The sequence below is a fragment of the Leisingera sp. M658 genome (assembly GCF_025144145.1).
Classification (GTDB): Bacteria; Pseudomonadota; Alphaproteobacteria; order Rhodobacterales; family Rhodobacteraceae; genus Leisingera.
In genome coordinates this window covers 2,577,266-2,592,538 of record NZ_CP083546.1, presented here as the reverse complement: position 1 = coordinate 2,592,538, position 15,273 = coordinate 2,577,266, and the positions used below count along the sequence as shown (strand labels likewise).

17 protein-coding genes are annotated in these 15,273 nt (G+C 60.4%); 11 read left to right on the top strand and 6 right to left on the bottom strand.

The window, feature by feature from the left end:
* The first annotated feature begins 74 nt into the window (after nt 1-74).
* Nucleotides 75-1,682 (top strand): ATP-binding protein, encoded by a 1,608-nt coding sequence (locus K3724_RS12935; RefSeq protein ID WP_259985577.1) that lies wholly within the window; start codon nt 75-77, stop codon nt 1,680-1,682.
* Between the two features lie 269 nt (nt 1,683-1,951).
* Here K3724_RS12935 and K3724_RS12930 read toward each other — a convergent pair whose 3' ends face one another.
* The 3 genes from K3724_RS12930 to K3724_RS12920 form a co-directional block, all read right to left on the bottom strand.
* Nucleotides 1,952-2,362 carry a response regulator gene (locus tag K3724_RS12930; RefSeq protein ID WP_259985566.1) on the bottom strand — a complete coding sequence of 137 codons (411 nt, stop codon included), beginning with the start codon at nt 2,360-2,362 and terminating at the stop codon, nt 1,952-1,954.
* Nucleotides 2,363-2,389: 27 nt separating this feature from the next.
* Nucleotides 2,390-4,192 (bottom strand): CHASE domain-containing protein, encoded by a 1,803-nt coding sequence (locus K3724_RS12925; RefSeq protein ID WP_259985564.1) that lies wholly within the window; start codon nt 4,190-4,192, stop codon nt 2,390-2,392.
* Nucleotides 4,193-4,339: 147 nt separating this feature from the next.
* Nucleotides 4,340-5,353, bottom strand: a complete 1,014-nt coding sequence (locus K3724_RS12920) for a Hint domain-containing protein (RefSeq protein WP_259985556.1) — start codon at nt 5,351-5,353, stop codon at nt 4,340-4,342.
* A 216-nt stretch (nt 5,354-5,569) separates the two neighbouring features.
* On the opposite strand from K3724_RS12920, the gene K3724_RS12915 reads away from it, so the two are divergent.
* From K3724_RS12915 to K3724_RS12895, 5 genes are all read left to right on the top strand, one after another.
* Nucleotides 5,570-6,349, top strand: a complete 780-nt coding sequence (locus tag K3724_RS12915) for an SDR family oxidoreductase (protein ID WP_259985554.1) — start codon at nt 5,570-5,572, stop codon at nt 6,347-6,349.
* An 11-nt stretch (nt 6,350-6,360) separates the two neighbouring features.
* Nucleotides 6,361-7,482 carry a hypothetical protein gene (locus K3724_RS12910; RefSeq protein WP_259985552.1) on the top strand — a complete coding sequence of 374 codons (1,122 nt, stop codon included), beginning with the start codon at nt 6,361-6,363 and terminating at the stop codon, nt 7,480-7,482.
* Between the two features lie 152 nt (nt 7,483-7,634).
* Nucleotides 7,635-8,684 carry a methyltransferase domain-containing protein gene (locus tag K3724_RS12905; protein ID WP_259985551.1) on the top strand — a complete coding sequence of 350 codons (1,050 nt, stop codon included), beginning with the start codon at nt 7,635-7,637 and terminating at the stop codon, nt 8,682-8,684.
* 79 nt (nt 8,685-8,763) lie between these two features.
* Nucleotides 8,764-9,870, top strand: coding sequence for an ABC transporter ATP-binding protein (locus tag K3724_RS12900; RefSeq protein WP_259985549.1), 1,107 nt, complete (start codon nt 8,764-8,766; stop codon nt 9,868-9,870).
* Between the two features lie 43 nt (nt 9,871-9,913).
* Nucleotides 9,914-10,765 carry a GNAT family N-acetyltransferase gene (locus tag K3724_RS12895; protein WP_259985547.1) on the top strand — a complete coding sequence of 284 codons (852 nt, stop codon included), beginning with the start codon at nt 9,914-9,916 and terminating at the stop codon, nt 10,763-10,765.
* A gap of 64 nt (nt 10,766-10,829) precedes the next feature.
* On the opposite strand, the gene K3724_RS12890 is transcribed toward K3724_RS12895, so the two are convergent.
* Both K3724_RS12890 and K3724_RS12885 read right to left on the bottom strand, forming a co-directional pair.
* Nucleotides 10,830-11,504 carry a YafY family protein gene (locus K3724_RS12890; protein ID WP_259985539.1) on the bottom strand — a complete coding sequence of 225 codons (675 nt, stop codon included), beginning with the start codon at nt 11,502-11,504 and terminating at the stop codon, nt 10,830-10,832.
* An 80-nt stretch (nt 11,505-11,584) separates the two neighbouring features.
* Nucleotides 11,585-11,893 (bottom strand): hypothetical protein, encoded by a 309-nt coding sequence (locus tag K3724_RS12885; RefSeq protein ID WP_259985537.1) that lies wholly within the window; start codon nt 11,891-11,893, stop codon nt 11,585-11,587.
* A 226-nt stretch (nt 11,894-12,119) separates the two neighbouring features.
* On the opposite strand from K3724_RS12885, the gene K3724_RS12880 reads away from it, so the two are divergent.
* The 3 genes from K3724_RS12880 to tatC are packed head-to-tail and all read left to right on the top strand — an operon-like array spanning nt 12,120 to nt 13,720.
* Nucleotides 12,120-12,335, top strand: coding sequence for a twin-arginine translocase TatA/TatE family subunit (locus K3724_RS12880; protein WP_129371366.1), 216 nt, complete (start codon nt 12,120-12,122; stop codon nt 12,333-12,335).
* Between the two features lie 6 nt (nt 12,336-12,341).
* Nucleotides 12,342-12,821 carry a Sec-independent protein translocase protein TatB gene (gene tatB, locus K3724_RS12875; RefSeq protein WP_134829554.1) on the top strand — a complete coding sequence of 160 codons (480 nt, stop codon included), beginning with the start codon at nt 12,342-12,344 and terminating at the stop codon, nt 12,819-12,821.
* A complete protein-coding gene (gene tatC, locus K3724_RS12870) occupies nt 12,818-13,720 on the top strand; it encodes a twin-arginine translocase subunit TatC (protein WP_259985518.1) in 903 nt (300 codons plus the stop codon). The genes tatB and tatC overlap by 4 nt, the downstream gene beginning before the upstream one ends.
* Nucleotides 13,721-13,840: 120 nt before the next feature.
* On the opposite strand, the gene K3724_RS12865 is transcribed toward tatC, so the two are convergent.
* Entirely contained in the window at nt 13,841-14,272 is a 432-nt protein-coding gene (locus tag K3724_RS12865) for a MarR family winged helix-turn-helix transcriptional regulator (RefSeq protein ID WP_259985503.1), read from the bottom strand.
* A gap of 72 nt (nt 14,273-14,344) precedes the next feature.
* Between K3724_RS12865 and K3724_RS12860 the strand changes: the two genes are divergently transcribed.
* Both K3724_RS12860 and K3724_RS12855 read left to right on the top strand, forming a co-directional pair.
* Complete coding sequence (locus K3724_RS12860) at nt 14,345-14,713, top strand: antibiotic biosynthesis monooxygenase (RefSeq protein ID WP_259985502.1); 369 nt, start codon at nt 14,345-14,347, stop codon at nt 14,711-14,713.
* Nucleotides 14,714-14,734: 21 nt separating this feature from the next.
* Nucleotides 14,735-15,178 carry a hypothetical protein gene (locus tag K3724_RS12855; protein WP_259985500.1) on the top strand — a complete coding sequence of 148 codons (444 nt, stop codon included), beginning with the start codon at nt 14,735-14,737 and terminating at the stop codon, nt 15,176-15,178.
* The last annotated feature ends 95 nt before the right edge of the window (nt 15,179-15,273 follow it).

The following is a 15,273-nucleotide window of genomic DNA, read 5'->3' as shown; positions in this document are numbered from 1 at the left end:
CGAATATCTTGTAAGTCTATTTGAATGAATGCGGGCAACCGGATTTGAAAACTTTGCCACTGCAGGAACAACTCGTGCAACAAGATGAATTTTCCGATCATTTTGAAGTTTTGGACTCAGTTGAAATTGCAGTGATCGTCCTGAAAGTGGGGGGCGACGGCCTGCCGCGCTATGTGGCGATGAATACAAAGGCGCAGGAATTCACCAAGCTCGGATTTGACGATTTCGCCGGCAAAACCGCGCTTGAGCTTTATGGCGGGGCGACTGGCCGCCGCGCCTTGAACCACCACCTTGACGTCATAGCCGCAGGCAGGGAAGCCACCTACGACATCGTCCTTCCGGCTGTTCAGAAAACAAAATACCTCAGCACGACGCTGCGGCCTGTCTTCAATGATGACGGCAGGCTGGTCTACCTCGTCGGCTCCTCCACTGATATCACGTCTGAGCGTGAGCGGGACGAGGCGTTGGAGCTCACCCGGCTGGCCCTCGACAAGGCGGAGGAGGCAAGCCAGGCAAAAGAGCGGTTTCTGGCCAACATGAGCCACGAAATCAGAACCCCGATGAACGGCATACTCGGGATGTGTGAATTGCTGAAAGAAACAGCACTTGATGACCAGCAGGCTTTGTTCGCGGACACGATTTTCAATTCGGCCACCGCCTTGCTGAGCGTGATCAACGATGTTCTGGATTTTTCCAAAATTCAGGCGGACAAAATCTCATTGCGGGATGCTCCCTTTTCCCTGTTGGACCTTGTCCAGGATGTGGGGACCCTGCTGTGGGCAAAGGCGGCCTATAAGGGGCTCGATCTTCGCACCGATTATCCCGCTGACGTCCCGCGGGCATTTATCGGGGACGCCAGCAAGATCCGGCAAATCCTGATGAACCTGCTGGGTAATGCGATCAAATTCACCGGCACCGGCCAGGTGACTGCCAGCGTTTCCTATGACCCTGGCGCTGCGAAACATCCGCTGCGCATCTCTGTAAGCGACACCGGCCCGGGGATCGACCAGTCGCAGATTGAACAGATTTTTTCTGCGTTCGAACAGGTCAACCGCCAGACCACAAGGGTGGTAGAGGGCACCGGCCTGGGATTGGCAATCACCCGTGCGCTGGTTGAGCGGATGGGCGGCAGGATCGACGTGGCATCGGTGCCGGGGCAGGGGGCGGTCTTTACGGTCCATCTGGATTTAAGGCAGGCGGATGCAGAGGATGGCGCCGCCAGCCCAGAAGACGGCGTTTCCTGCGTCCAGGATCAAAGACTGGCGTTGAATATTCAGGCGGTAAACACCCCGTCAGAGCTGCCGGCAGAGGCGTTGAAGGGGATGAGGATCCTTGTCGCCGAGGACAACAAGACCAACCAGCTGGTCGTCAGGAAGATGTTGAAACCTACTGGTGCAGACCTGCTGTTTGCGGCCAACGGGCAGCTCGCCTTTGAGGCATATATCTCTGCTGGCTGCGACCTGATCCTGATGGATCTGTCGATGCCGGTTCTGGGCGGGCTTGAGGCCACCCGGAAAATCCGGCAGTATGAGCAGGATGCCGCGCTGCCGGAATGCCCGATCATTGCGCTGACAGCCAATGCGCAGCCTAGCGACGTGGAGGCTTGCATGGCCGTGGGGATGAACGATTTTCTGTCCAAACCCTTTCGCAAGGCTGAGCTTTTGGCGCGCATCCTGCGGTAGACGGGGCGGCAATCGCGCAAAAGCCTGCTGCAGGTTTCCCGGGCCGGGGCTTGCCGGCACGGTTTGCTGCACCAACGCAATCCCGCGCATCTCAGGGGCGGCACTACTGTGCGTCCGCATCCTGGGTCATTAAGGATATGCCGCGCGCGCGCCAGCTCGCTGTGGCAGTATCAACAGCCACTGGAGGCAGTGACGGCAAGGATTGGCCTAAAGACCGGGCAACCGCTTCAGATGTTCAGCCGTTTTGCCCTGGGGCCGGTGTGTGCGGATTAGGCGCTGCAGTAGATCGGAGGTGTGCAGATATCCCACATATCCTGCAACGCGCCCAATACCTTCCGCGTGCCGGCTGAAGAGATCGGCTTCACAATGTAGCCGCTCACGTTCCGGGCGTAGGCCCGGGATATGTCTTTCGGATTTTCGGACGTCGTGAACATGAAGACGATGTTGCTGGAAATATCTTCCTTTGCCCTCATGGCGTCCAGGAATTCGTGCCCGTTCATGCGCGGCATGTTGATGTCCAGCAGAATGAAAAAAGGGTGTGGAACGTCCTGCAGCTTGTCGGTGGTCAGGATTTCCAGCGCTTCCAGCCCATCGCATGCCCGGACAATTTGTGCAGCAGGGGAGAGTTTCTTCAGATTGCGCTCCAGAATAAGCGCATCCAGGTCATTGTCCTCGACCAAAAGGATATTCATTTCGTGCTCTCCACGTCAGGCGGCTTTCTCTTGGTTTGCGGAGGAGTGTGCAGCCCCTTTGTTCGGCCAGCTAAACCTGAAATCAGCGCCGTGTCCAACCTCGGATTTCAACTCAACCCCAAACCCATGCTGTTCGACCGTTTTTTTCACAATAGCCAAGCCAATGCCAGTGCTCTCAGGCTGGTTCGGCCGCCGCAGAGTTTGAAAGACTTCGAAAATTTTAGTATGGAATTCCGGCGCAATACCGTCACCATCGTCCCTTACGGATATGTCATACCGGTCGGCTGCGTCCACAATGCTGACGGATATCTTCGCGGTGTCCGGCGCGGGATGGTACTTGACCGCATTGCCAACAAGGTTTTCCAGGACACGGCGGAAGTTGAAGGTATCCGTGGCAATGGTTTCGACGTCTCCCACCCGCTCAAGCTGGTCATCGGAAAGGCTGAAATCCGACTTCAGTGTTTCAATCACCTCGCCAAGGTTGAGTGTCTGTTCAGCTTCCTCATGTTTTCCAATACGCGAAAATTCCATCACACCTTGGGTCAGATCGTTCATCCGGCCCACGCGTTCAGTGATCCGCGCCAGGTTGGCAGCAACCTCGGGGTCTGCATTTGCAGATTGAAAATAGTCTTCCAGATCTTCCTGGATCATCTCGGTAAGCGTGCTAATGCCGCGCACCGGCGTCTTTAAGTCATGGGAGGTGATGTAGACAAACTGTTCCAGTTCCGCATTGGCCTTGGCCAGCTTCGCGGTTTCCTGCTGCAGATTGGCTGTAATCCTTTCCGCATAAGCCTGGGCACGCTGGTTTGACCGGCTCATGAAAAACAAAAGCGAAATGACCAAGGCTTCGATCACCAGGCCGGCAATCAGTATAATAGTCGGCTGAGAATAGGAGTTTGCCTGGCGGAACCCAAGATTGGTGCGGATATCAATGGTCCATTTTCGGCCGTATATTTCCAGCAGCACCTTCTCTGCAAACTTGGGAGCGGGATCAAACCGGGGATCTGCCGGGTCATGTTCATTATAGATCCGCTCTCCTTGGTCGCTGATACTGAACCGCACATTCCTCAGCTCTTTGGACAGCAGGCCGGCCATCAGTTTCCGCACCACGAACGGCGCGTAGACCATGCCGTCAAAGCGCTGCTCGCGCTCTGATTGGCTGTCAGCGTCTCCTCCGGAATAAAAGGGGGCGTAAAACAGGAAACCCGGCGTGCTGCTTTCGTCCTGAACAAGAACAATGGGGCCGGTAATCCTGGCTTCGCCACTTGAGCGGCTGGCCAATGCGGCATCCCGCCGGTTAAGTTCGTGGGCAACGTCCAGTCCCACGGCCGCTGCATTCAGATTCTCCGGCTCAATGAACGAGATCGGCAAGTGAATGCTGTTGTCATGCGCAGGATAGACTGAAAAACCCGGCCGTTCCGTCCGCCGGGTCCGCAGGTAGCTGTCAAATTGGGACGGGGCTACATGGTGAATGACGCCGATCCCGTTGATCCCCGGATACCTTTCGTCAACCCGCAAGGAATGCGCGAATATTTTCCACTGCTCATAGCTCATGTCGCCATCATTGGATTGGATGGCTGATACACCGGCCCATAGGGCTTCTTCGTATTTCTCCATGCGGGCTGCAATCAAGCCGACGGCCTGATCGCGGGCTGCATTAAAGGCATTTTCGACACGGTTTTGCGTCTGCGTTTCGGCGTAGAGCCAGGCGCCGATGGTCATCATCAGCGATAGGCCAATGACCAGTGCATGGATCAGCGAGAGGTGGCTGTTCCTGAAGAATAAGCGCCATTTCTGAAAAGGGGAAATCGTCTTCATCGGTGTGCTCACAGCCCGCTATGCGTCCATCGCATTCTATCTTTACAGTCCTTAATGAACGATAAATTCGCATTTAGGTTGTGGCGCGTTTGTCCGCGCAGTCCAATCCGGGATTATGTTGCCCGGCGAACACGTGGAAGCAGAAAACTAGCGCAGCGAGGCCCGCTTCAGCAGTCCCACTGCATCGGGGCGGTCCAGCAGTGACCGGCTCACGTCCAGGCCATGGGCGCCGCGCTTGTGCTGCGCAGGCAGGGTGCCGGGGCGCAAGGTCCAGAAATCGTCCGGCAAAGCCGGGCTTGTCACCGGGTCAAGAAAGGTGCTCTCAGCCGCAATTCCCTCGGCATAGATGATGTGATGACGGTCGAACAGAATCTGGAAATAGTCGGCAAAGCCGCCGTCCAGCACCACCACGGTGCCGCCATTCACCAGGTCGCGGGCGCGGACCAGGACCTCCGGCGCGCCGGCGCCGATTTCGTCGCTGCGCTGATAGACCATTAGCCGGTGGGCGGGGCTGACAATCAGGTCGTTGGCGTTGTTCAAGGCGCCTTGGCGGATCAGGATCGGGGCCAGATCCCCAACCGCGCGCAGGGTGGACTGGCCAACCCAGCGCACCTCCTGAATACCGTCGTCCCGGGTCAGGACACGGTCGCCTGCGCGCATGTCTTCGATCAGGCGCTGTGCGCCGGTGGCCAGCGTGATGCGGGTGCCGCGGGTAAAGGAGACGCAGGCGGATTGCGCCAGCTTGCGCCGGGCCGATTTGCGCCCGGCCTTGACCAGCGTGTAGGGCATATGCGCCTGCAAAGGGGCCAGCGGCACCAGAAAGATACCGGCAATCAGCCCGTCACCGTCCACTTCGACCATTACCAGGATCTCGGTGTTGGGGCCGCTGTCGGGCATCAGTGTCAGCAGGCAGTCCAGATGTAGCGCCGCACCCGGGGTGCCCAGGGCGGTGTCGCCGGCGATGCGGAAACTGCCATCGTGATGGGTGGCGATGCCCAGCCGCTGCGGCGGCACCGGGTTGTTCAGCAGGTAGATGTCGTCCAGCACTAGGTCCTCGAGCACGCCCAGGGGATCGCCCATGTTGGCGCCGTATTCGACGCGGAAACGCTCGGCCGGGTAGGCCTGGACGGAGGAGAGGCTGGCGGTCAAAATCTGTCCCATGTTCGGCCGGTGTTCGCTTCCAATATGTGGGCCCGCAGGCCGGGCCGTCCAATAGATTTGCCGTGAAATTGTGGCAGAATGGGGGTGAGAAGGGGGGATTTTCCGGCAGTTTCACGCTGCCGGCTGATTGCGGTCCGGCCGGCCGCGGGGCTGGCCATCCGGGCGCAGGCGGTGCAAGCTCCGCGAAACGGACAAGATTCCCGAGGGAGAACGACGATGGATCTGGGTATTTCGGGCAAGCGCGCGCTGGTCTGTGCCAGCAGCAAAGGGCTGGGGCTGGGCTGTGCCGAGGCGCTGGCAGAGGCCGGTGTGAACCTGGTAATGAACGCCCGCGGTGCCGACGCGCTGGAGGTGTCAGCGCAGGCGGTCCGCGATCAGTACGGTGTGGATGTGGTCACCGTCGCAGCGGATGTGACCACGCTGGAGGGCCAGCAGAAGGTGCTGGATGCGGCTGACGGCGTGGACATTCTGGTGACCAACGCGGGCGGCCCTCCACCGGGCATGTGGACCGACTGGGACCGCGAGGACTTTATCAGCGCGCTGGACGCCAACATGCTGACCCCGATCGCGCTGATCAAGGCGCTGGTGCCCGGTATGATCGACCGCGGCTGGGGCCGGGTGGTCAATATCACCTCGGTCTCGGTCAAATCGCCAATCCCGGTGCTGGGTCTGTCGAACGCGGCGCGGGCGGGCCTTACCGGCTATGTTGCAGGCACTGCGCGGCAAGTGGCCGGTCAGGGCGTTATCATGAACAATCTGCAGCCGGGCATCCATGCCACGGACCGCGCTGTGTCGCTGGATGGCGGTGCGGCGCAGGCACAGGGGATCACACCGGAAGAAGCCAAGGTGCAACGCTGCGCCACAATTCCGGCGGGCCGCTATGGCACCCGGGCTGAGTTCGGCGCCACCTGCGCCTTCATGTGCTCGCAGCACGCAGGTTTCATGGTCGGGCAGAACATCCTTCTGGATGGCGGCGCTACCAACACCACGATGTAAGGAACGCAGAAATGGCCAGCGGTTTTTCCCTGAAGGACCAGCTGTTCAACCGCGACAAGGTCCGCTATCTGGCGGGCCTTTTTTCAGCGGCTGAGGCTGGATTTGATGCTGAGGCGTTTGAAGCCCAGGTGATGGCAAAACTGCCGGAGCTGGAGCTGAAGCAGCGGATCGTTCTGATTGCGCAAGTGCTTGCGGATCATCTGCCACAGGCTTTGCCCGAGGCTGCACCGATCCTGTTGAAAGCACTGCCGCCGCCATTGGACCCCGGCAAGACCGACGATGATTTCGGCGATTTCATCTTTGCGCCCCTGGGGGAGTATGTGGCGGCCAAAGGTGCCGGGGCGCATCCCGGGCTGTCGCTGGACCTGCTGGAGGAGATCACCCAGCGGTTTTCCATGGAATGGGCGATCCGCCCGTTTCTCAACCGCTGGCCGGATGCGGTTTTGGCGCGTTTGGGGGAATGGTCCACCCATTCCAGCTATCATGTACGGCGCCTCGTCAGCGAGGGCACCCGGCCGCGCCTGCCCTGGGGCGAGGCAGTTGGGCTGAACCTGGCGGACCCGCTGCCGCTGCTGGACCAGCTGCACGGCGACAGCACCCGCTATGTCACGCGGTCAGTCGCCAACCATCTGAACGACATTGCCAAGAAAGATCCGGATCTGGTGATGGACCGGCTGCAGGGCTGGCACGGCGTAGGGATTCAGGACCGCAAGGAACTGGACTGGATGACCTCCCATGCCTTGCGCGGGCTGGTCAAGGCGGGCCATCCGCGGGCGATGGCGATGCTGGGCTATGACCCGGATCTGGCATTGGAAGCGCTGATTGAGGTGCCGGACAAGGTGCGTATCGGCGCGGCCTTGGATTTCACCTGCCGGCTGGAAGGCGCGGCTGGCGCGCCGGTTCTGGTGGATTATATCCTGCATTTCCAGCGCCCTGGCGGAAAGACCTCGGCCAAGGTTTTCAAGCTGAAGCAGGCCAGGATCGCCGGCGGCAGGCTGGAGCTGGGCAAAAAGCATAAGCTGAAGGGCGATGCCACCACCTTTAAGCTGGTGCCCGGCCCGCACAGGATTGAGCTGATGGTGAACGGCAAAGTACGGGCCGGAGCCGCGTTTGAGCTGCTGCCGGAAAGCTGAATCTTCTTCTTCCGCCCGGTCGATAGGCCGGGCAGCGCCGGCCCCGCTGCCCACGCTCCATCACAGTTGCGTCAGGCCGCCCGCTGCCCGGATTGCCGCCTATCTTGCACGCCGCTATCCCAGTGGTCCGGAACCACAGGAAAGGCGTCGCGATGAAACATGAAAACGTGCAGACCTATTACGGCGAGGTGCTGCAGGGCAGCGAAGATCTGCAGACCAACGCTTGCTGTACGCCGGATGACATGCCGGACCATGTGAAGGCGGTGCTGTCCAAGATCCATGACGAGGTGCTGACCCGCTACTACGGCTGCGGGCTGATCGCGCCGGAAGCGCTGGAGGGCGCGCGGATCCTCGATCTGGGCTGCGGCGCGGGCCGCGATGTCTATGCCTTGTCGGCGCTTGTCGGAGAGAGCGGCAAGGTAGTGGGCGTCGATATGACCCCGGCGCAGCTGGACGTCGCCCGCCGCCATCAGGATTATCACGCCGAAGCCTTTGGTTATGCCAAGTCCAACGTCGAATTTCACCACGGCTACATTGAACAGCTGGAGGAACTGGGTCTGGAGCCGGGCTCGTTTGATATCATCGTCTCCAACTGCGTGATCAACCTGGCCACCGACAAGGGCGCGGTGCTGCGCGGCGCGCATCATCTGCTGAAAGAGGGTGGCGAGATGTATTTTTCGGACGTCTATGCCGACCGCCGGGTGCCGCAGACGATGGCCGAGGATGAGGTGCTGTACGGCGAGTGCCTGTCCGGCGCGCTTTATTGGAACGACTTTCTGTCGATCGCCAAAGCATCAGGTTTCAAGGACCCGCGCATGGTGACCTCGCGGCTGCTGACGATCGAGAACCCGGCGCTGGAGACACGTGTTCAGCCGCTGAAGTTCCTTTCGGCCACCTACCGGTTATTCAAACTGGCAGCACTTGAACCGGCCTGCGAGGATTACGGCCAGGCGGTGATCTACAAAGGCACCATCGAACACGCGCCGCATGTCTTTGCGCTGGATGATCATCATGTGATCGAGGCGGGCAAGGTGTTTCCTGTCTGCGGCAATACCTGGATGATGCTGCAGGGCAGCCGTCTGGCGGCGCATTTCGACTTCATCGGCTCGTTTGATACCCACTACGGGATTTTTGCGGGCTGTGGTGGCAATTCGCCTTTCAATGGGCTGGAACAGGACGGTGCCGCGCAGGGCTGCTGCTAGAGCGGCTTGCGGCCTTGCGGCAGGGTTGCTATCCCGGCGTGACCCCAGCGTTTCGCGCGGAAAACAGCCCCGAGGCCTCATGAACACTGCCCCCGCCGACCTGATCAGCACGCAAACGCCGCCGCGTCTGGAGATCCGCCGCATCAAGCGCTTCTTTGAGGGGCGCGCGGTGGTGGATGACGTTTCGCTGCAGATCCAGGCGGGGCAGGTGACCTGCCTGCTGGGGCCTTCGGGCTGCGGAAAATCCACCACGCTGCGGATGATCGCCGGGGTGGAGATGCAGGACAGCGGCGAGATTTACGTGGATGGCAGGCTGATCTGCGACACGGTGTTCCGGGTGCCGCCGGAGCGGCGCGAAATCGGGCTGATGTTCCAGGATTTCGCCCTGTTCCCGCACCTGAGCGTCGCTGACAATGTCGGTTTCGGCCTGAAGGGCAGCAAGGATGAGAAACGCGCCCGGGTTGAGGAACTCTTGAACCGGGTGGCGCTGAAACGTTTCATTGACGGCTATCCGCACCAGCTGTCGGGTGGCGAACAGCAGCGGGTTGCTTTGGCCCGCGCGATTGCGCCGCGGCCACGGATCATGCTGATGGATGAGCCGTTCTCGGGGCTTGATAACCGTCTGCGCGACGGCATCCGGGATGAGACGCTGAGCCTGCTGAAAGAGGAAGACACCGCGGTCCTGCTGGTCACCCATGAACCGGAAGAGGCGATGCGCATGGCCGACGAGATCGCGCTGATGCGCGGCGGGAAAATTGTGCAGCAAGGCGCGCCCTACAACGTCTATACCCACCCTGTGGACAAGGCCGCGGTTGCGTTCTTCAGCGATGTGAATGTGCTGAAGGCCGAAGTGCGCGGGGCATTGGCCGAGACCGCATTCGGCCAGTTTCTGGCCCCCGGCGTGCCGGATGGAACCGCGGTCGAGATCGTGTTCCGCCCGCAGCATCTGCGGATTGATTTTGACCGGGCGGGCAAGGGGCCGCTGCCGACCCCCAGCGACGGGGTGCCTGCGCGCGCGGTGGTGGAACGGGCGCGGTTCCTGGGCAGTGAAAGCCTGGTGGAGTTCCGGATGGAGTTCGACGGCTCGATCCTGCGAGCCACGGTGCCCAATGTGTTCTTGCCGGAAAAAGGCCGGGTGATGTGGCTGACGGTGCGCCGCAACCGCTGTTTTGTCTTTCCTGCCTGATAATTGAAGGGCATTTTTGTCTCCAATTAGACAGGAGGTGCAGTTGCAGGATAGCTATCGGATCAGGGCATTGAGCGGCGCGGAAATCCAGATCGCCGTTGACTGGGCCGCGCGTGAAGGCTGGAACCCCGGCCATCAGGACGCGGCCTGTTTCGGCGCGGTTGATTCCGAAGGGTTCTGGGGCGGTTTCCTGGACGGGCAGATAATTGCTTGCGTCTCGGTGGTGAACTACGGGCAGGCGTTTGCGTTCCTCGGTTTCTACATTGTTGCATCACAGCATCGCGGGCAGGGGTATGGCTATGCCTTGTGGCAAAAGGCGCTGGAACACGCCGGGAGCCGGGTTGTTGGCCTGGACGGCGTGGTGGACCAGCAGGAGAACTACTGCCGCTCCGGCTTTGAACTGGCTTACCGCAATATCCGCTTTGGCGGGGTGCTGTCCGGCGGGCTGGCGGTTTCGCAGGAATATGAGGTGACACCGCTGACAGAACCGGGGGCAGAGCTGGAGGCACTGGATGCCCGCGTCTTCCCAGCGCCGCGCCGGGGGTTCTGGCAGCATTGGCTGGGGGCTGAGGGGCATGTTTCCTGCGCCGCGCATCAGCATGGCGGCCTTGCCGCTTTCGGCACCCTGCGGCCCTGCGCCAGCGGCTGCAAGATCGGGCCGCTTGTTGCCACGTCGCGTCCGGCGGCAGAAGCGGTGCTGGCGCGGCTGCTGCATGAACTGCCGGAAGGGCAGGAGGTATTTCTGGATGTGCCGGAACCCCATGCTGCAGCGGTGGATCTGGCGCGCTCCCTGGGACTGGCGCCGGTTTTTGAGACCGCCCGGATGTACCGCGGTACAGCGCCGCAGCTGGAAACGGATCTGATCTACGGTGTCACCAGTTTCGAGCTGGGATAGGGGGCGCTGCCCCCGGCCCTGCGGGCCTCCCCCGGAGTATTTTTGCAAAGGTGAATGCCGGGGCTCAGGAGCCGTATGGGTCGTAGTCCTGCAGGCGTTTGCCGGGTTCGTCGACGAAAAGTTCGGGCAGGGCGGAGGCGTCTTCGATCAGGTCGACCCGGAACACCCGGAAATCCCCGCGGGTCTCGCACCAGGCGGTGAGGGTCCAGACCCGGCCCCAGTATTCCATGTGCAGAGGGCGGATCCTGCGGCCTGTCAGAGTGCCGTCGATGCGGCGATAGCTGAGCTGCAGTTTCTGGCGGGCTTTGATGGCGGCGCGCAGGGCCGGCATATGGGCAAGGGCGCGTGCTGCGTCCGAGAAGGGGTAGACCGCGAATTTCCAGGCGTCGGCTTCGGCGATGGTCTGTTCCGGCAGCACTGCATCCACCTTGGCCGCCAGTGACTGGGCTGCGGATTTGAGGTCCGGGTCGGCGGCCTCGGCCACGATTGCCATGCCGAGATTCAGCGCCTCCAATTCTTCCGGCGTCAGCGTCAGCGGCGGCAGGCTGATCTGCTCGCGCACCATATAGCCGACGCCGCGTTCGCCCTCGACCGGCACGCCGGAGGCCGTCAGCGTGTCCATATCGCGGTAGATGGTGCGGGTCGAGACCTCCAGCCGTTCGGCAATGTCCCGGGCAAGGTGCAGTTTCCCGTCGCGCAGGATCTGGATGATTTCGAAAAGGCGGTCGGTGCGGCGCATGGGAACCACCCTTGGCGCGGGAAAGGGGGAGAGGTCAAGGGCCGCGCCCGGCGCAGGTGCCGGGCGCGGCTTGGGCCAGATCAGGCGGCCATATCCCACAGCACTTCTTCATGGCGCATTTTTGCGCTATCCGGCGCGATGGCCTTCATCAGATCGGCGCAGAAGTCCTGCTTGTGGAATTCGGCGGCCACCCTATGCGCTGTTTCCATGTCCTTCCAGATGACATAATCGGTCCAGTGCCCATCTTCGCCGCAGCTTAGCTGCCGGTGCAGAAAGCCGGGCTGGGACCGTACAAAAGCCTCGCTGGCCTGACTGAGAGAGACAAATTTCTCGGGACTCACGCCGTCGGCCAGTTTGAAAGTCACGATTTCGGCGACATGTTTGCTCATCACGTTTCTCCTTTGGTGTTTGTGATGGGCTGGATTTACCGGGCCACAACTGACATATACCTGTCAGTTGAATGCGGGCTGCCTGCAAAAAACGCAGAATCCGAGGTTTACGGGTGCCTTGCGTGCGCAGAGTTGCTTTCGCTCAACGCGCAGCCCGCGCTAAACCCGTAGCGAACAATTCCACCGGCGCCGCTGATCGGCGCCGGAACAAGAAGGAGAGACTCTCATGCTCAACAACATCGGCCTGCCTGGTATTCTGCTTATCGCTGTCGTGGTTCTGGTCCTGTTCGGGCGCGGCAAGATTTCCTCGCTGATGGGCGAAGTCGGCAAAGGCATCACCTCGTTCAAGAAGGGCATCAGCGAAGGCAGCAAGGAGCTGGAAGAAGATACCGCCGCCGAAGCGAAAGACGTCACGCCCGAGACCGAAAAAGACAAGGCATAACCGTCTATGTTTGATCTTGGGTGGACCGAACTGCTGGTCATTGGCGTGGTCGCGCTGATCGTGGTCGGCCCCAAGGACCTGCCGGTGCTGTTCCGAAATGTGGGACGGTTCGTGGGCAAGGCCAAGGGGATGGCGCGCGAATTCAGCCGGGCGATGCATGACGCGGCGGATGAGGCCGGGGTCAACGATATGGCCAAGGGCCTGAAGGCTGCATCGAACCCCATGGGCTCTGCCATGGACGGGGTGAAACAGGCAGCGCAGGAAATGGCTAAATCGATCGACCCGACCAAATTCGACCCCGAAAGCGAGACCGGCAAGCTGGCCGCTGAGCGCGCGGAAGATGCCAAGAAGATCCAGGCGTCCACAGCGCGTGCCGCAGCTGAGCGCAAGGCGCGCGAGGCGGAAGCGGCGCTGGCCAAGGCCGAAGAGGCCGAGGCGGCGCTGAAGCCTGCGGCACCGAAAACGGAAGAAGAGGCCAAATCATGAGCAACACGGATGAGATCGACGACTCAACCGCGCCGCTGATCGAGCATCTGGCCGAGCTGCGCAACCGGCTGATCCATTCGGTTGCGGCTTTCATCGTCGGCATGGTGATCTGTTTCACCGTGGCAACGCCGGTGTTCAACTTCCTCACTGCGCCTTTGTGCCAGGTGCTGGCTGAAGGCGGCCAGGACTGCGCGCTGATCTTCATCAGCCCGCAGGAGGGTTTCTTTGTCGCGATCAAGATTTCCTTCCTGGGCGGCTTTATCCTGGCGTTTCCCTATATCGGATTCCAGATGTGGCGGTTTGTGGCGCCCGGGCTCTACAAGAATGAAAAGGGCGCGTTCCTGCCCTTTATGCTCGCCTCGCCGTTCATGTTCATTCTGGGGGCCAGTTTTGCCTTTTATGTGGTGACACCGCTGGCCTATGACTTCTTCCTTGGATTCCAGCAATTCGGAACCGGCGGCGAGGCTGTCACCGGTGAGGAAGTGAACCAGGGCCTTAGCGTGGTGTTCCAAGGCTCGGCGCAGGAGTATCTGAACCTGACCATCAAATTCATCGTGGCCTTTGGCCTGTGCTTCCAGCTGCCGGTTCTGCTGACGCTGATGGGCAAGGCCGGGCTGGTGAGCGCCGATGGCCTGGGCTCGGTCCGCAAATACGCGGTGGTGGCGATTCTGGTGCTGGCCGCGCTGGTGACCCCGCCGGATGTGATCACCCAAGTGATCCTGTTTGTGGTGGTTTACGGGCTGTACGAGATCTCAATTCTCCTGGTCCGCCGGGTCGAGGCCAAGCGTGAAGCCAAGCTGCGCGCCGAGGGGTATTATGACGATGAGGACGAGATGGACGCCCATCCCGACGATCCGATGATGGCTGAATTCGAAGCTGAAGACGGCAAGGACAAGTAGGCCAAAGACGGTTTGAAGCAGAAAGGCGCGTCCGCGAGGGCGCGCCTTTCTTGGGTTGCATACCATTGATTGATAGTTGTGGTGCCGGGTCTCTGGCTTTGGCGGCCGCTGCGTAGGCAGTCATCCGCAGTTTCCAGCGCTGATTATCCGGCGCATCAACCCCATGAACTGTTTCCTCTCCTCGATTGATAGGGGAGCTAGGGATTGCTCGTTCTGGTCGTTGGCAGCCTGATATGCGCTTTCCCGTGTGGCCTGTCCTTTTGCGGTCAGCCAGATTTGCTGTGACCGCGCGTCTGACGGGTGTTTCTTCCTGACAATCAGCCCGTCTCTTTCCATTCGGTTCAGTGTGTTGGCAAGGGTCGCCTGTTCCAGCGCCAGCTTCTGCAGCAGCTCGCGCTGGGTCACCCCGTCCTTGACCCAAAGTTCCAGCAGAATGGGGAATTGCCCAATGGTAATGCCAAGCGGAGTGATACGCTCCTGCAAGCCGGCGGCAAACAGGCGGGCGGTGTGATTCACCAGATAACCGGCGGAGTTTTCTTTTTCGAATTTCATGTGCCAGATCTGCACTTGAATAGCATGCTATGCAATGATACATAGCATGCTATATTGGTGAAAGGAACCCACATGCCTGAACTTGCAGAACTCGACAGCGCCGTCACGCTTTTCGAACAGATGGACGCCGAAGAAGGCCCGGTTGTCCTGATGAACCTGTTCACAATAGACCCATCTGATGAGCAGGCCTTGTTGGATGCTTGGGCGCATGACGCTGATTTCATGAAGGCGCAGCCCGGGTACATTTCGACACAGATGCACAAGGGGATCGCCGGCAGCGCGACCTATGTGAACTATGCTGTCTGGCAGGACGTGCAAAGCTTTCGTGCGGCATTCATGCACCCGGAATTCCAACGCCGCATTGCACAGTACCCGGAAAGCGCAATCGCCAAGCCGCATCTGTTCAAAAAATTGGCTGTCGCCAATCACTGTGTCACCTGAATGATCCGGGATCAGATTGCCATGAAACAGAAAGTCCACGCAGCCGCAGGTGTAACCGCCTTCCTGATCATTCTGACGTTCTGGACGTCCACAGTGCTCAGCGAGGTTTTGGGAACACCGGAAACCATTGCCCTGGTCAAATCCAGAATCCTCTTGGGGATGTTCGCCCTGATACCGGCGATGGCCATTGCCGGGGGCTCAGGCATGGCGATCGGGCGCCGCCGCAAAGATGCCCCGGCCCGTGCAAAGATGAAGCGCATGCCCTTTATTGCCGCAAATGGATTGCTGGTTCTCCTGCCGGCGGCCTTCTTTCTGGAGGCAAGGGCAAGTGCGGGAAACTTTGACGGTGCATTCATCGTTGTGCAGGGCATTGAACTATTGGCGGGTGCGCTGAACCTCACGATGATGGGCATGAACATTCGGGACGGGCGCAGAATGGCCGCACGCAGAAAAAGCAGGGCCTAGGCCTGTTGCCCTTGCAGACACGCTGCCTGTCTCTCGCCTCTTGCCGGTCCGCCTTGAACGTGCTTTGAAATGCGGCAACTGACGGACGGAGGCAC

Coding starts and splice junctions, on each gene's coding strand:
- K3724_RS12905 (WP_259985551.1), top strand. CDS start 7,635: ATGAAACATGAAAACGTGCAGACCTATTACGGCGAGGTGCTGCAGGGC.
- K3724_RS12915 (WP_259985554.1), top strand. CDS start 5,570: ATGGATCTGGGTATTTCGGGCAAGCGCGCGCTGGTCTGTGCCAGCAGC.
- K3724_RS12910 (WP_259985552.1), top strand. CDS start 6,361: ATGGCCAGCGGTTTTTCCCTGAAGGACCAGCTGTTCAACCGCGACAAG.
- K3724_RS12855 (WP_259985500.1), top strand. CDS start 14,735: ATGAAACAGAAAGTCCACGCAGCCGCAGGTGTAACCGCCTTCCTGATC.
- K3724_RS12865 (WP_259985503.1), bottom strand. CDS start 14,272: ATGAAATTCGAAAAAGAAAACTCCGCCGGTTATCTGGTGAATCACACC.
- K3724_RS12880 (WP_129371366.1), top strand. CDS start 12,120: ATGCTCAACAACATCGGCCTGCCTGGTATTCTGCTTATCGCTGTCGTG.
- K3724_RS12860 (WP_259985502.1), top strand. CDS start 14,345: ATGCCTGAACTTGCAGAACTCGACAGCGCCGTCACGCTTTTCGAACAG.
- K3724_RS12885 (WP_259985537.1), bottom strand. CDS start 11,893: ATGAGCAAACATGTCGCCGAAATCGTGACTTTCAAACTGGCCGACGGC.
- K3724_RS12920 (WP_259985556.1), bottom strand. CDS start 5,353: ATGGGACAGATTTTGACCGCCAGCCTCTCCTCCGTCCAGGCCTACCCG.
- K3724_RS12925 (WP_259985564.1), bottom strand. CDS start 4,192: ATGAAGACGATTTCCCCTTTTCAGAAATGGCGCTTATTCTTCAGGAAC.
- tatB (WP_134829554.1), top strand. CDS start 12,342: ATGTTTGATCTTGGGTGGACCGAACTGCTGGTCATTGGCGTGGTCGCG.
- K3724_RS12900 (WP_259985549.1), top strand. CDS start 8,764: ATGAACACTGCCCCCGCCGACCTGATCAGCACGCAAACGCCGCCGCGT.
- tatC (WP_259985518.1), top strand. CDS start 12,818: ATGAGCAACACGGATGAGATCGACGACTCAACCGCGCCGCTGATCGAG.
- K3724_RS12890 (WP_259985539.1), bottom strand. CDS start 11,504: ATGCGCCGCACCGACCGCCTTTTCGAAATCATCCAGATCCTGCGCGAC.